This is a genomic window from Actinomyces sp. oral taxon 175 str. F0384, from assembly GCF_000223355.1.
In the GTDB taxonomy this organism is placed as follows: Bacteria; Actinomycetota; Actinomycetes; order Actinomycetales; family Actinomycetaceae; genus Actinomyces; species Actinomyces oris.
Map to the genome: position 1 here is coordinate 1,601,351 of NZ_AFUR01000001.1, position 13,331 is coordinate 1,614,681.

Annotated in this window: 10 protein-coding genes; 5 read left to right on the forward strand and 5 right to left on the reverse strand. The window is 67.2% G+C overall.

What is annotated here, in order from left to right; translation table 11 throughout:
* The first annotated feature begins 73 nt into the window (after positions 1–73).
* The 3 genes from HMPREF9058_RS06715 (at position 74) to HMPREF9058_RS06725 (ending at position 6,636) form a co-directional block, all read left to right on the forward strand.
* Entirely contained in the window at positions 74–2,698 is a 2,625-nt protein-coding gene (locus HMPREF9058_RS06715) for an AAA family ATPase (protein WP_009405561.1), read from the forward strand.
* Between the two features lie 161 nt (positions 2,699–2,859).
* Complete coding sequence (locus HMPREF9058_RS06720) at positions 2,860–4,776, forward strand: AMP-binding protein (protein ID WP_009405505.1); 1,917 nt, start codon at positions 2,860–2,862, stop codon at positions 4,774–4,776.
* Between the two features lie 75 nt (positions 4,777–4,851).
* Positions 4,852–6,636 carry an AMP-binding protein gene (locus HMPREF9058_RS06725; RefSeq protein WP_009405692.1) on the forward strand — a complete coding sequence of 595 codons (1,785 nt, stop codon included), beginning with the start codon at positions 4,852–4,854 and terminating at the stop codon, positions 6,634–6,636.
* A gap of 39 nt (positions 6,637–6,675) precedes the next feature.
* On the opposite strand, the gene HMPREF9058_RS06730 is transcribed toward HMPREF9058_RS06725, so the two are convergent.
* From HMPREF9058_RS06730 to dapA, 4 genes are all read right to left on the reverse strand, one after another.
* Complete coding sequence (locus HMPREF9058_RS06730; protein WP_009406103.1) at positions 6,676–7,122, reverse strand: pyrimidine dimer DNA glycosylase/endonuclease V; 447 nt, start codon at positions 7,120–7,122, stop codon at positions 6,676–6,678.
* A 37-nt stretch (positions 7,123–7,159) separates the two neighbouring features.
* On the reverse strand, positions 7,160–9,220 hold the full coding sequence (locus tag HMPREF9058_RS13050) for a DUF4365 domain-containing protein (RefSeq protein WP_009747293.1): 2,061 nt from the start codon (positions 9,218–9,220) through the stop codon (positions 7,160–7,162).
* Positions 9,221–9,361: 141 nt separating this feature from the next.
* Positions 9,362–9,568 carry a pyrimidine dimer DNA glycosylase/endonuclease V gene (locus HMPREF9058_RS13785; protein ID WP_368072132.1) on the reverse strand — a complete coding sequence of 69 codons (207 nt, stop codon included), beginning with the start codon at positions 9,566–9,568 and terminating at the stop codon, positions 9,362–9,364.
* Positions 9,540–10,436, reverse strand: coding sequence for a 4-hydroxy-tetrahydrodipicolinate synthase (gene dapA / locus HMPREF9058_RS06735; protein ID WP_009747402.1), 897 nt, complete (start codon positions 10,434–10,436; stop codon positions 9,540–9,542). Before dapA ends, HMPREF9058_RS13785 begins: the two co-directional genes overlap by 29 nt.
* Before the next feature lie 119 nt (positions 10,437–10,555).
* Here dapA and HMPREF9058_RS06740 point away from each other — a divergent pair, with 119 nt between their 5' ends.
* Positions 10,556–11,314 carry a GNAT family N-acetyltransferase gene (locus HMPREF9058_RS06740; RefSeq protein WP_009406098.1) on the forward strand — a complete coding sequence of 253 codons (759 nt, stop codon included), beginning with the start codon at positions 10,556–10,558 and terminating at the stop codon, positions 11,312–11,314.
* 57 nt (positions 11,315–11,371) lie between these two features.
* Here HMPREF9058_RS06740 and dapB read toward each other — a convergent pair whose 3' ends face one another.
* Positions 11,372–12,124, reverse strand: coding sequence for a 4-hydroxy-tetrahydrodipicolinate reductase (gene dapB, locus HMPREF9058_RS06745; RefSeq protein WP_009405631.1), 753 nt, complete (start codon positions 12,122–12,124; stop codon positions 11,372–11,374).
* Between the two features lie 169 nt (positions 12,125–12,293).
* Between dapB and HMPREF9058_RS06750 the strand changes: the two genes are divergently transcribed.
* Positions 12,294–13,226, forward strand: a complete 933-nt coding sequence (locus tag HMPREF9058_RS06750) for an oxidoreductase (protein WP_050798020.1) — start codon at positions 12,294–12,296, stop codon at positions 13,224–13,226.
* The last annotated feature ends 105 nt before the right edge of the window (positions 13,227–13,331 follow it).

Sequence of the window (13,331 nt, forward strand, 5' to 3'; positions counted from 1 at the left end):
ACCCCAGTACCCGTCAGCGTCAACCAGAGCCGGCCAGTGCACCCCACGCGCATGCCTGCCAGAACCAGAACCGATGCGAGGCCTTGTGAGTCAGACGATCCCCTCTCGCCCACCGCACTCCCAGCAGGAGGCGCCGTCGCGGGCGGAGGAAGATGCGGGCAGTGTCCGCGAGCGCGAGATGCGCGGTGAGCAGGTCGTCGTCGACCTCGCCTACAGCGAGCTGGATCGCCAGCTGGCTCAGGCCCGCCACTCCCTGGCCCGTACCGAGGCCCAGGGCGTCAGCGGCACCCACCAGTCCCGCGGGGAGCGGGACGCCTACGCCGTGCACTACTCGTCTCTGGTCTCCTCCCTGGAGGGGGTCGAGGACCGTCTGGTCTTCGGACGGATGGATATGAGCACCTCGCCCGATGACGCGTCGGACTCGGGGGCCTCCGGGCGGGCCCCGGCCGCAGTCTCCGGCTCCGGCAGGGGCGTGGGCGGCTCCTCCCCGGTCACGGACGGGGGCCGGCGCCACTACGTGGGGCGTATCGGCCTGCAGGACGCCCAGCACCGTGAGGTGATCCTGGACTGGCGCGCCCCTCTGGCCCGGGCCTTCTACCAGGCCACGGCCTCCGAGCCCATGGGGCTGGTGCGCCGGCGGCACATCGACACTCGGGCCCGTCAGGTGCTCGGGGTGGAGGACGAGGTCCTGGACCTGGCCGCCCTGAAGGCCGGCCAGGGCCCGTCCGGCTCGTCGGGGACCTCCGTGGCCGCTGGGGACCTGCAGGGCGAGGGGGCGCTCATCGCCGCGATGTCCAGCGCCCGTGACGGCCGTATGGGTGACATCGTGGCCACGATTCAGGCCGAGCAGGACCGGGTCGTCACCTCCTCCGGCCGGGGTGTGCTCGTGGTCCAGGGCGGCCCGGGGACGGGTAAGACGGCGGTGGCGCTGCACCGGGTGGCCTACCTGTTCTACTCCGAGCGCGAGCGCCTGGAGCGCTCCGGCGTGCTCCTGGTGGGGCCTTCGCGCACCTTCTTGCGCTATGTGGAGCAGGTGCTGCCCTCCCTGGGTGAGACGGGGGTGGTCTCCACGACGATCGGCGACCTGGTTCCCGGGGTGCGGGCCACGGCGCAGGAGGACGCCCGCGTCGCCGAGCTCAAGGGGCGCTCGGTGTGGGTCAAGGCCCTGGAGCGGGCGGTGCGGGGCCTGCAGCGCGTCCCGGATGCTCCCCGCGAGATCGAGGTCCAGGGGGTGCGCCTGTCCCTGGAGCCCGACGACGTGCGTGAGGCGGCCTCCCGGGCCCGTCGGGGCGGCAAGCCCCACAACCTGGCCCGCGAGGCCTTCGTGATCTGGCTGCTGGAGCGCCTGACCGACCAGTACGCGGCGACCACGAACCAGGACGCCTCGGACGCTGACACGCGCGCCTGGATCCGGGAGGACATCCGTACCGCCCGGGACGCCCGCCGGGAGATCAACCTGTGCTGGATGCCGACGACGCCCCAGGGGCTGCTGGAGCGGCTGTGGAGCCGGCCCGCCCTCCTGGAGCAGGTGGCTCCGTCCTTGAGCGAGCAGGAGCGTGCGCTGCTGCGCCGTGAGCCGGGGAGCGCTCTGAGTGCGGCGGACATCCCGCTCATTGACGAGCTGGCCGAGCTGCTGGGCCCCAGTGAGGACGCCCAGGCCCGGCGCGCCCGGCTGGAGACCCGCCGCCGCGAGGACCTGGTGGCCTACGCGGCCCAGGCGATCGAGTCCCAGGAGCTGGGCGGTGGGATGGTCAGTGCCGAGATGCTGGCCGACCGGGTCTCCCAGGGCGGCCCGACTCTGACTCTGGCCGAGCGGGCCCGGGCGGATCGGACGTGGACCTACGGGCACGTCGTCGTCGATGAGGCCCAGGAGCTGGGCACCATGGCGTGGCGGGCGCTGGCGCGTCGCTGCCCGGTGCGCTCCTTCACGGTGGTGGGGGACCTGGCTCAGTACTCGGGCCCCCACGCCCCCGCCAGCTGGGGCGAGGTGCTCACCGCCCTGGGGACGGCGTCGGCCGAGGATGCTGCGGATGCTGCGGAGGCCCAGGGCCGGTCCCGGTCGCGGTCCCGCCACCGGGCCCGTTCGCGCTCGCGCCAGGGCCGGCAGTCGGGGCGCTCGCGCGGAGGGTCGACCCCGCTGCGCGAGGAGGCCCTCACCGTCTGCTACCGCACGCCGGCCACGATCATGGAGGCGGCTGAGGAGACGGTGACGCATCTGGGCCACCCGCCGGTCTACCCGGTGCGCTCGGTGCGCGACCTGCCCGACTGCCTGGAGGTCACGGACCTGTCGCAGTCCCCTGAAGGCGCCCAGCCCGAGGCCTGGGCGAGTCTCCTGCGCGAGGTCGTCGCCCAGGAGGCGGCTCGCCTGGACGAGCAGGTGGGTGCCGGCGTCGGGCGCATCGCGGTCATCTGCCCCTCCCCCGGGCGCACTGAGGCGCTGCTGCGCCAGGACCCGGACCTGGCCGCGGCGATGGAGGCTCCGGGAGGCGACGTGCTGCGCTCGCGGCTGCTGGTGGTCGACCCGTTGCTGTCCAAGGGGCTGGAGTTCGACGTCGTGGTACTCGTGGATCCCGCTGAGGTCGGTGAGCGCAGCGCGGGCGACCTGTATGTGGCGATGACTCGTCCCACGCGCCGCCTGCGGGTGGTCAGCCGCCTGCCGCTCCTCCGGGGCCTGGAGCCGCGTTCCTCCAGCCGGTGAGCCGGATCGCACAGGGTTGTCAACGCCTCCGACCACGCAGGTTACGCCACCGTAGGTTACGGTTGCTCCTGAGTTCTCATCGTCGCTCGCGGGCGGCACCCGCGGCGGGCGAGACCCTCCCCGTCGGGGGAAGGCTCACGGCAGACAAGGGGGGAAGACCCATGAGTGCTTCACGCACATCGGTAGCCGCGCTCACGCGTGGCGCCGCGTCGGCGGCCGGCTCGGAGGCCTCCGGTAATGAGGCCCTTGAGGCCGTCTACCGTCAGGCAGGGGTGCCCTCCACGATCCCTGCGGTCAGCGAGCCCCTGTCCTGCATGCTGCGCGACGCCGCCCGGGACTTCCCGGACCGGGTGGCCCTGGACTTCCTGGGCGCCACGACGACCTACTCCCAGCTGAAGACCCAGGTGGCGCGGGCCGCGGAGGCCCTGCGGGGCCTGGGGGTCGGGCGCGGGGACGTCGTCGGGGTCATTCTTCCCAACTGCCCTCAGCACGTGGTCGTGGCCTACGCGGCCTGGCGCATCGGGGCGATCGTGGCCGAGCACAACCCACTGGCGCCCGCCGCCCAGCTGCGCGAGCAGTTCCACATTCACCGCGGGCGCGTCATCATCGCCTGGGAGAAGACCCTCGAGCGCCTCGTGGCGGCGGTGGGCTCCCTGGAGGCGGCGGGCCTGGGGGGCCTGAGCGTGTACTCGGTGGACCTGTCCCGCCATCTTCCGCTGCGCAGCCGCCTGGCCCTCAGGCTGCCAGTGGCGGCCGCCCGCACCCAGCGCCGCGAGCTGCGCGGGAGGATCCCGGCCGGGGTGCGCTCCTGGGACGACCTGGCCGCCTCCGCCATCCCCTTGGCCACAGGTTTTCCCCTGCCGAGCGTCTCGGAGGCGGCGGCCCTGCTGTACACCGGCGGGACGACGGGCACGCCCAAGGCCGTGTGCCTCACCCACGAGAACCTGCGCTCCAACGCCGAGATGTCCTTGGCCTGGGCGTCCGGCACCACGAGCGCGGGCAAGGAGACCTTCTACGCGGTCCTGCCCTTCTTCCACGCCTTCGGCATGTCCCTGTCACTGCTGTGCGCGGTGGGGCTGGCCGCCACCCAGGTGGTGCTGCCCAAGTTCGGGGCGGACCTGGTGCTGGCCGCCTGGAAGCGGCGCCCGGCCACCTTCTTCCCGGGGGTGCCGGTCATGTTCGACCGTCTGGTGACCCGGGCGCGGGCCACCGGGGCGAACCTGTCCTCCTGCAAGATCGCCGTGTGCGGGGCGGCCCCCAACCCGCTAGCGGTGGCGCAGGCCTGGGAGGAGGCCACCGGTGGCACCATCATCGAGGGCTACGGGATGACCGAGTCCTCCCCCATCATCCTGGGCAACCCGATCTCGCCTGCGCGTCGGCCCGGCACCCTGGGGGTGCCCTACCCCTCCACGCAGGTGCGCCTGGTGGATCCCGAGGACGTCGAGCGCGAGGTGGCTCCCGGGGAGGTCGGCGAGCTGCTGGCTCGCGGCCCCCAGGTGTTCTCCGGCTACTGGGACAACCCCGAGGAGAGCGCCGAGGTGCTGCTGGACGGGGGCTGGCTGCGCACGGGCGACCTGGTGCGCCAGGAGGCGGACGGCTTCTACGTCATCGCCGACCGCCGCAAGGAGCTCATCATCTCCGGGGGCTTCAACATCTACCCCACGGAGGTGGAGGCCGCGGTCCGCTCGATGCCGCAGGTGGAGGAGGTCGCCGTCGTCGGGCTGCCGGCCGAGGCCGGCAATGAGTCCGTGGTCGCCGCGATCCTGCCCAAGGAGGGCCAGACGGTCACCCTGGAGCAGGTGCGCGAGTGGGCGGCCAAGAACCTGTCCAACTACGCCCTGCCGCGCCAGATCGCGATCCTGACCGAGATGCCCCGTTCCCAGATCGGCAAGGTGCTACGGCGCGTGGTGCGCGATGAGCTCCTGGCGGCCCGGGAGGCGGCCTCCGGGGCGGCGACGGCGGCAGCCGTGTCCATCGTCGAGCACTTCCCCGGCCGGGGTGAGCGCAGGGACGGCGGTCAGCAGGAGGGCGGCCAGGACGGCAAGGCCGGGCCGCATGACAGCGCGGCCTCCCGCTGAGGGCATGCCTTCAGATCGCAGCCGCCCCAGATCACCTGACTGCTCCCACCCACAGCCCGATTCGACTCCACAGACATGACTGACAGCACGATCAACGCCGCCGCCTCACCGCAGCAAGCCACCCAGGACCACCGCCACTACCTGCGCCCTCACTACCAGCCCGGCATCCCGGCGGCGATCGAGGTTCCCGACGCGCCGCTCAGCGAGCTGCTGGAGACGGCGGCACGCTTCTACCCCGATCGGGTCGCCATCGACTTCCTGGGCGCGGAGATGACCTACCGCGAACTGCTGGAGGCCTCGGAGCGGGCGGCACAGGTGCTGCGGACCTCGGGGGTGCACAAGGGCGACCGGGTGGCCCTCATCATGCCGAACTGCCCGCAGCACGCCATCGCCCTCTACGGGGCGCTGCGCATCGGCGCAGTCGTGGCAGAGCACAACCCGCTGGCGCCCGCCGAGGAGATCCGCTCCCAGCTGGACGCGCACGGAGCCCGCGTCGTCATCGTGTGGGAGAAGGGCGTCGGCCTCTTCACCGATCCCCGTCCGGCTTCACGCGCCGACGGCGATGCGCTCCAGGGGCGCACGGTCTTCAGCGTGGACCTCTCAGCCGCAATGCCGGTGCGTCTGCGCGCCGCGCTGCGTCTTCCGGTGGAGCGGGCCCGCCGGCAGCGGGCCGCCTTCCGGGCACAGAGCCTGCCTGCGGGGGTGCGCTCCTGGGACAAGGAGGTGGCCGGCGCTCACCGGATCCCCTCACGCTTCCCCTACCCGGCCGGCTCCGACATCGCGGTCCTGCTGCACACCGGTGGGACGACCGGCACCCCCAAGGCGGCGATGCTCACGCACACCAATCTGCGGGCCAACGCCAACCAGGCCATCGCCTGGGTGCCGATGCTGCACGAGGGCGGGGAGAACTTCCTGTGTCTGCTGCCCTTCTTCCACGCCTTCGGGCTGACCTTCAACCTCTTCTGCGCGGTGCAGAAGGCCGCCACCCAGGTGATGCTGCCCAAGTTCTCGGTGGATCAGGTGCTCGCCGCGCACGAGCGGCGTCCCTTCACCTTCTTCGTCGGCGTGCCGGTCATGTTCGAGCGGATCCTCGACGGTGCCCAGAAGCGGGGCACGAAGCTGGGGACGCTGCGCTACGGGGTATGCGGGGCGGCCCCGATGCCGCCAGAGGTCGGGGCCCGCTGGGAGAAGGCGACCGGCGGGTTCTTCGTCGAGGGCTACGGCATGACTGAGACGAGCCCGATCGTCGCGGGCACACCCATGGGGCCCTCGCGCCGCCTGGGTGCGCTGGGCCTGCCCTTCCCCTCCACGGACGTGCGCGTTGTGGACCCCGAGGACCCGGCCCCTGACCGGGAGGTGCCCGACGGCGAACCGGGCGAGCTGCTGGTGCGCGGTCCCCAGGTCTTCGCCGGCTACTGTCAGGACGAGGCGGCCACGCAAGCCGCGATCCTGCCGGGCGGTTGGCTGCGCACGGGCGACATCGTGCGCCGGGAGGACTCCTTCCTGTGGATGGCCGACCGCAAGCGCGAGCTGATCCTCACCGGCGGCTTCAACGTCTACCCCAGTCAGGTGGAGGCGGCGATCCGCTCCATGACCGGCGTGGCCGACGTCGCCGTGGTGGGGCTCCCCGACGGCGCGATGGGCGAGCTCGTGTGTGCCGCCGTGGTTCTGGCCGAGGGGGCCACGCCGGGGTCGGTGACCCTGGAGGCGGTACGGGAGCACGCCGAGCGGACGGTCCCGCGTTACGCGCTGCCGCACCGCCTGGAGGTCATTGAGGAGATGCCGCGCTCCCAAATCGGCAAGATCCTGCGCCGCGTCGTGCGCGAGCAGGTACTCGCCAGAGCCGCGGAAGAGGGCTGAGCGGCCGCGGTGCCGGTCGCCTCTGCACCCGCCCCGGGCTTACGGGGTCAGTGCCCGCTCCCAGGGCTCGACGTCGCCGGGGACGACTCGGAAGATCGGGTGCGGCTCAAGCCGCTCGGGCAGCGGTAGGAGCTCGGGGGCGCGTCCGGCCAGCTTGGCCTCAAGGTGCCTGCGCTCCAGGTCCATCTGCCCCTCGGTGACCGTCAGGCTGACGCCGGTGCACTCCGCCTCGGGCAGGTCGATGCGGGTGGCGTCGAAGCGGTAGCCGCGCCGGACGGCCTCCTCGCGCAGTCCCCACAGGTAGGCGCCCACCGCCACCGCGGGCGTGGCCGGCTCCGGGGCGGCGCGGAAGCGTTCGAGCTGGGGGTGGTTGCGGTAGCCGCGGGTGCGTCCGGCCAGGACCGCCTGGGCCAGGAGTGACTCGCGCCAGCAGGCCACCAGGCCCGCACGGTCCAGGTGGCTCGGGTGCAGCGACCACATGCGCATGAAAACTTCACCTACCAAAAAGCAACAGTTCCTTAAGTTACAAATCACTATCGCCTACTAGCTCTTCCCAGAAACTTATACCTTCGTCTATCTTACTTACAACGGCCTCCCTGCCACCACATACCCAAGCGTCGCCAGGGATTATCTCAACCAATTTCCTAACTTGATAACATACGCCTAAAACAGGGTCCACAATACTCATATCAAAAACAATATCACGCAAACAACTCACTAAACTGAAAACATGCTCGCCATCTAAGTGCACATAAATAGATTGAAGCAAACTTAGTAAATGTTCTACTGTATATGAATTATTGAGTTCATTACGAATTTCTGCATACCTTTCCAGTAAGTATGAAAATCTTTGTGGGTCCCTCAGTTCTCGCAAAATGAATTCGCACAGCAGATTAGCGTCACCCACATTAAGGCTATCGCCAAACTTAATTAGGAAATTTAAGTCAAAATGAGCTGTTGTTCTAGTCGACTTAGCGAGATCAACCTTACTATAGACAGATTTCAAAAATTCAGGACTCTTAGAAATTCCTGAGCTAAGAAGGTAGTCGGCAAATAATTTCGCATCCTTAACATCGCCAGCTCTTTGCGCCGATTCTAGAACTTCTAGAGCAAGCCTCGCATCTACTACACTCTCTGCTGTGGCAAACAGGGCGTAAGCCGTCTGTTTATTCACTTCCCGCCAGCCATTTTGATCACCCGAAAAAGAGCAGATCAACGCCGCCGATCGCAAGTACTTACCAGAATTCTCATCGACATAACCGTTGCTTGCATGACCGCTGACAACCGATTCCATGCGATCAATAAATTTATTCTCCAAATATACGGACAACCCCAGAGAAAAGATCTCTGATCGCCACCATATTGCCTCATTGTCGTACGCTTTAAGAGTGACATCGTAATCATAATTATTATGCTCACTCCAAGGCGCAGATTGAAATGCCGTTACTGAAGACGTTCCAGCAATAGCTAGGGCTGTAGGATCCGAGGGGAACTCATGTCCAACTTGCTTAGCCCTCAACGCGCAGTTAAACGCACTCTCATATTCTCCTATCTCAAGCAATGCTCTGGCAAGTTGGGCCTGCAGCCAAGCAACATCGACTGGACGGATATTTTTCTCTGACTGATAAGAATCTATCTCGGTATAATCTTCGCCAATTAACCCTAGTTCTTGACGTATCACTGAAGCAACCTTTTCAGCATCACCTAACTCAAATAGTCCGACAGTCGTAATCATTGTTGCAACGATTCTCTCCTCGGGTGTGACCGCCTTATCTTGCAAAGTTTCTAGGTTTCCAAAGTCCCGATTCTTTATGTAAGAATCTACTGCCTTGGCGGCAATCCATCCGAATTCCTTGGTATCGCTTGCAGAAAGAATTGATGTTTTGAAACGATAGTCAGGAAAGTACTGTAGACGCTCGGTCCGCTCCAAGTTTCCTAGCATAGAAAGCGCAAGCGCTTGCGCTCCCGAAATACCGGAAGTAAGCGCATTACACCTGACTGATTCGACATTTAAATTCGGCGCAATCAAGCGTGGTGCAATTAATGCATACCGAAGTCTATCCTCGACCGAAATCTTACTCGATGCCGATAATACTGAGTTAGTCCAATTAGGTTTAGGTAGCTGACTACAGGCGACTTCTCGAAGAGCGTCGTTCTGTGATTCTTCGACTAATTGATTTGCAGGGACCAAAATCTTTGGCCACTTTAGGTCTCTATTTCTCACGTTATCATCAGTAACGTGCACCCAATATGACTTCCTTTCCTCCTGATTCCTCAGTACAATAATGTGCGGTATAGAGTGATTTAGCCAATACTCAAAGTGCTCACGGTCTTCTGTAAACCACCAACCTTCAACTTTTTCTCCATCCTTCAGAGGGTTACTAAAGTAACTATTTCCGGTTTTCACTTGACATGCCATCATCACACCTAACTCAAACCTTTGATCATCTCGGGCAGTGAGGTATAAATCTGTTCCATTATCATGTTCGGGCATCGACCCAGCACCCCACCCCATGTATTCAAACTCTGCTTTGACTGCACTTTGCCCTGAACTTCCTGTACTTTCGTTTTTAGGTGCTCTCATAAACAGGTCTCCTTTTTACGTGGTCGGTTCAAATCAAATCAGTTTAAAACACTACTTGAAAGCATTAAGATTTTCATGCGGCATTCAAGTGTCTATCCTCCACCCGATCCAGCCACCGAGGGTTATTCTCATTTATGGCGATTACTTGTGTTTACCGGGGTCAGTGGTAACTTCCTTCGCTCTGTAGATAACCCTCACTTTGTAAGATAAAGAACTCGGGGCGGATAGAAACTCGCGCCAGCAGGCCACCAGGCCCGCACGGTCCAGGTGGCTCGGGTGCAGCGACCACATGCGCATGACGGCAGTGCCCTTCCGGTTCTCAGAGCAGCCCGGAGGCGGCCAGGACATCGCGCAGGGTGGCGACCTCGGTCTCCTCGGCTCGCACCAGGGGCAGGCGCAGGGCGGGGCTGGGCAGGCGTCCCTGGAGGTGCAGGGCCTCCTTGGCCATGACGGCTCCCTGCCCGCCGCCCATGATGGCGTGGACCAGGGGGCGCAGGCTGCGGGCGAGGGTGCGGGCGCTGGCCAGGTCGCCGGCGTCGACGGCGTCGATCATCTGGCGCCAGGAGTGGGCGTCGGCGTGGGCGGCCACGGAGATGACGCCGGAGGCGCCGTGGGTGAGCCAGGCGAAGTTGAGGCCGTCGTCGCCGGAGTAGTACTCCAAGCCGGTAGACTCCATGCGACGGAAGCCCTGCTCGACGTCACCGGTGGCGTCCTTGACGGCCTTGACGCGGGGGTTCTCGGCCAGGCGGGCCAGGGTCTCCTCGGTGATCTTCACGCCGGTGCGTCCGGGGATGTCGTAGACCATGACGGGCAGGTCGGTGGCCTCCACGACGGCGTTGATGTGCCGGTAGACGCCCTCCTGGCTGGGGCGGTTGTAGTAGGGGGCGTTGATGAGCAGGCCCTCGGCGCCGGCCTCCTGGGAGGCCACGCCGATGCGCACCGCGTGGGCGGTGTCGTTGGAGCCGGCGCCGGCCATAATCATGGCGCGTCCGGCCAGGGCGTCCTTGACCTGACGGATCAGCTCCTGCTTCTCGGGAGTGTGGGTGGTCGGGGACTCACCGGTGGTGCCCGACAGGAGGATCAGGTCGGCGCCGTCGTCGACCAGGCTGACCGCCAGGGCTCGGGCGGCGTCGTAGTCGACCTCCCCGCTGGGCGTGAAGGGGGTGACCATGGCGACGCCGACGGAACCGAAGCTGCGGGAGGGGGCTGAGCTCATGGCGCCACCCTAACGTGCCCCCGGCCAGCCGAGGGTCCCTTCTCATGATCTGTCTCATAGGCGCCTGCGTTCCCGCCTGGGCTCGTTGGCCCGTCAGGGCCGTCACTTAGGCTCGGTCCATGACCTCCACAACCCCCTCGCCTGCATCGCCGTCATCGTCCTCCGGGAGCCGGGACGGCTCCGTCCTGGGCGCCGATCCTCTGGCCGGGCTGAACCCGGATGCGAATACGCGCGCCCCGCACCGCCACTCCCCGGACGCCCACAACTGTGCGGAGCATGACCAAGACGGCCCCCAGGCGTCGGGGGGCTTCGTGCGCCCGGCTCGGGCGGAGGACCTGACGGCGATCGGGCAGGTCCAGGCCGCCACCATGCTCGCCTCCCTGGAGGCCGGCCACACCGCCGAGCACAGTGCGCCGCTGCCCCAGGGCGTACGGGCGATGATCGCCGCCCCCGTCATCGCGGCAGGCTGGGAGGCAGCGGTGACCGAGCCGCCCTCGCCCGAGCACCACGTCCTGGTGGCCACCACCGCCCAGGCGGACGCTGTGAGCCGGACGGTGGTGGGCCTGCTGGGTCTGGCCCCCACCCAGTCCATGGACGCCGAGGGGCACGTCGACGAGGCCGGGGTGCAGGCCGTGGAGGTCACGGCGCTCGGCGTCGAGCCGGCCAGTCAGCGCCGCGGGCACGGCTCCCGGCTCCTGGCGGCCGCCGTGGACCTGGCCCGTCAGGACGGCGCCAGGGCGCTCGTGGCCTGGGCGGTGCGCGGGGACGAATCGATCAGCCGGCTCCTGTCCTCGGTCGGCATGGCGCCCACCGGGGCCCACCGGGTGCTCGGCGTCGGCGAGGGCATCACTGAGGACTGCTGGGCGGCCTCGCTGTAGTACCTCGCCGGTCCCAGACCAACCAGCCTCGACCGGCTCGCGGCTCCTCCCTGCGCTTTAGAGGTCGAGCAGGGCGTCCAGGCCGATGGTCAGGCCGGGGCGGCTGGAGACCTGCCGCACGGCGAGGACCACGCCGGGCATGAAGGAGGCCCGGTCGAAGGAGTCGGTGCGGATGGTCAACTGCTCGCCGGGGTTGCCGAGCACGACCTCCTCGTGAGCGGTCAGCCCCCGCAGGCGCACGGCGTGGACGTGGACGCCGTCGACGACGGCCCCACGGGCGCCGTCGGGGTCGGTCTGCGTGGCGTCCGGCATAGCGCCCAGGCCCGCCTCGGCACGGGCCGCGGCGATGCCCTGGGCGGTGGCGACCGCGGTGCCCGAGGGCGCGTCGACCTTGTTCGGGTGGTGGAGCTCGATGACTTCGGCGGACTCGAAGTAGGGGGCGGCCTTCGCGGCGAAGCTCATGGCCAGCACGGCGGACAGGGCGAAGTTCGGGGCGATGAGGACGCTGCGGCCGGCGGCCTCGGGCCGGGCCAGGTGCTCGCGGACGTGCCCGTAGGACTCCTCGGTCCAGCCGGTGGTGCCCACGACGACGTTCACTCCGGCGTCGAGCAGGGCATGGACATTGGCCTCGGTGACGCTGGGGACGGTGAAGTCGACGGCGACGTCGGCACCCGCCAGGTGCTCGGCGTCGAGGGTGTCCCCCACGTCCAGGCGAGCCACGAGCTCAAGGCCCTCGGCGTCTTCCACCGCCTGGCAGACGGTCGATCCCATGCGCCCGGCGGCGCCCACAACAGCTACGCGAATCGTCATGGCCCCACCCTAGCGACTCACCCACCCACCACGAGGTCACGTCCGCCTCCCGACACCAACTCCGGTTGTCCAGCGCCTGGACGTTCGGGATCCGCCTCAGGTGGGAGACTGAATGCGTCCCCCACGGGGGAGCAGCCGGGAGTCGATCCGAACAGAGTCACCAATCATGATGGATGCTGAAGGCACTCCCACATCATCAGAAAGGGAACCGCTCGTGACTACAACCGCGGAGCAAGCACCAGCCGCCGCGCCCCAGGCATTCTCCAAGGCGCCCGGTACCGGGGTCGCCCTCGTCACCGGCGCCTCCTCCGGCATCGGCGAGGACACCGCCCACAAGCTCCGGGCACTGGGCTACATCGTCTACGGTGCGGCCCGTCGTACCGACCGTCTCCAGGCCCTGACCGCCGACGGCATCCGCCCACTGGCCATGGACGTCACCGACGACGCCTCCATGAGCTCCGGCGTCAACCGCATCCTGGAGGAGACCGGACGCATCGACGTCCTGGTCAACAACGCCGGCTACGGCTCCTACGGCGCCATCGAGGACGTCCCGATCAACGAGGCCCGCCGCCAGTTCGAGGTCAACGTCTTCGGTCTGGCGCGCCTCACCCAGCTCATCACCCCGCACATGCGAACCCGGGGCTCGGGCACCATCATCAACATCTCCTCCATCGGCGGGAGGCTGACCACACCACTGGGCGGCTGGTACCACGCCACCAAGTACGCCGTCGAGGCCCTGAGTGACGCGCTACGCATCGAGCTGTCTCCTTTCGGGATTGACGTCGTCGTGGTCGAGCCCGGCGGCATCCGCACCGAATGGGCATCGATCGCCGCCGACCACCTGGAGGCAACGGCCGAGGGCAGTGCCTACGCCGACCAGATCCGAGACGTGGCCGGAGCCATGCGCAGCGAGTCGAACCGGCGGCACTACTCCCCGCCGGAGGTCATCGCTCGTACCGTCGGCAAGATCGTCACCGCCCGTCACCCTCGGACCCGCTACGCTGTGGGCTTCATGGCCAAGCCGCTCATTGCCGCGCGTCGGGTCCTGCCCGACCGCGCCTTCGATCAGCTCATCAGTGCCGCCTTCGGCTTCCGGCGCTGACTGAAGACCCGGCCCACGCGGACCAGTAGCACCAGGGGCCGACGACTGGAATCAGCTTGTTGGTGTCCATTTCGGATACAAAGGACCTCCATCTCTTAGAGCGCA

Bases quoted from the DNA above. Each gene is read 5' to 3' on its own strand.
- HMPREF9058_RS06715 (WP_009405561.1), top strand. From the start codon at position 74: ATGCGAGGCCTTGTGAGTCAGACGATCCCCTCTCGCCCACCGCACTCC.
- HMPREF9058_RS06720 (WP_009405505.1), top strand. From the start codon at position 2,860: ATGAGTGCTTCACGCACATCGGTAGCCGCGCTCACGCGTGGCGCCGCG.
- HMPREF9058_RS06725 (WP_009405692.1), top strand. From the start codon at position 4,852: ATGACTGACAGCACGATCAACGCCGCCGCCTCACCGCAGCAAGCCACC.
- HMPREF9058_RS06730 (WP_009406103.1), bottom strand. From the start codon at position 7,122: ATGCGCATGTGGTCGCTGCACCCGAGCCACCTGGACCGTGCGGGCCTG.
- HMPREF9058_RS13050 (WP_009747293.1), bottom strand. From the start codon at position 9,220: ATGAGAGCACCTAAAAACGAAAGTACAGGAAGTTCAGGGCAAAGTGCA.
- HMPREF9058_RS13785 (WP_368072132.1), bottom strand. From the start codon at position 9,568: ATGTCCTGGCCGCCTCCGGGCTGCTCTGAGAACCGGAAGGGCACTGCC.
- dapA (WP_009747402.1), bottom strand. From the start codon at position 10,436: ATGAGCTCAGCCCCCTCCCGCAGCTTCGGTTCCGTCGGCGTCGCCATG.
- HMPREF9058_RS06740 (WP_009406098.1), top strand. From the start codon at position 10,556: ATGACCTCCACAACCCCCTCGCCTGCATCGCCGTCATCGTCCTCCGGG.
- dapB (WP_009405631.1), bottom strand. From the start codon at position 12,124: ATGACGATTCGCGTAGCTGTTGTGGGCGCCGCCGGGCGCATGGGATCG.
- HMPREF9058_RS06750 (WP_050798020.1), top strand. From the start codon at position 12,294: ATGGATGCTGAAGGCACTCCCACATCATCAGAAAGGGAACCGCTCGTG.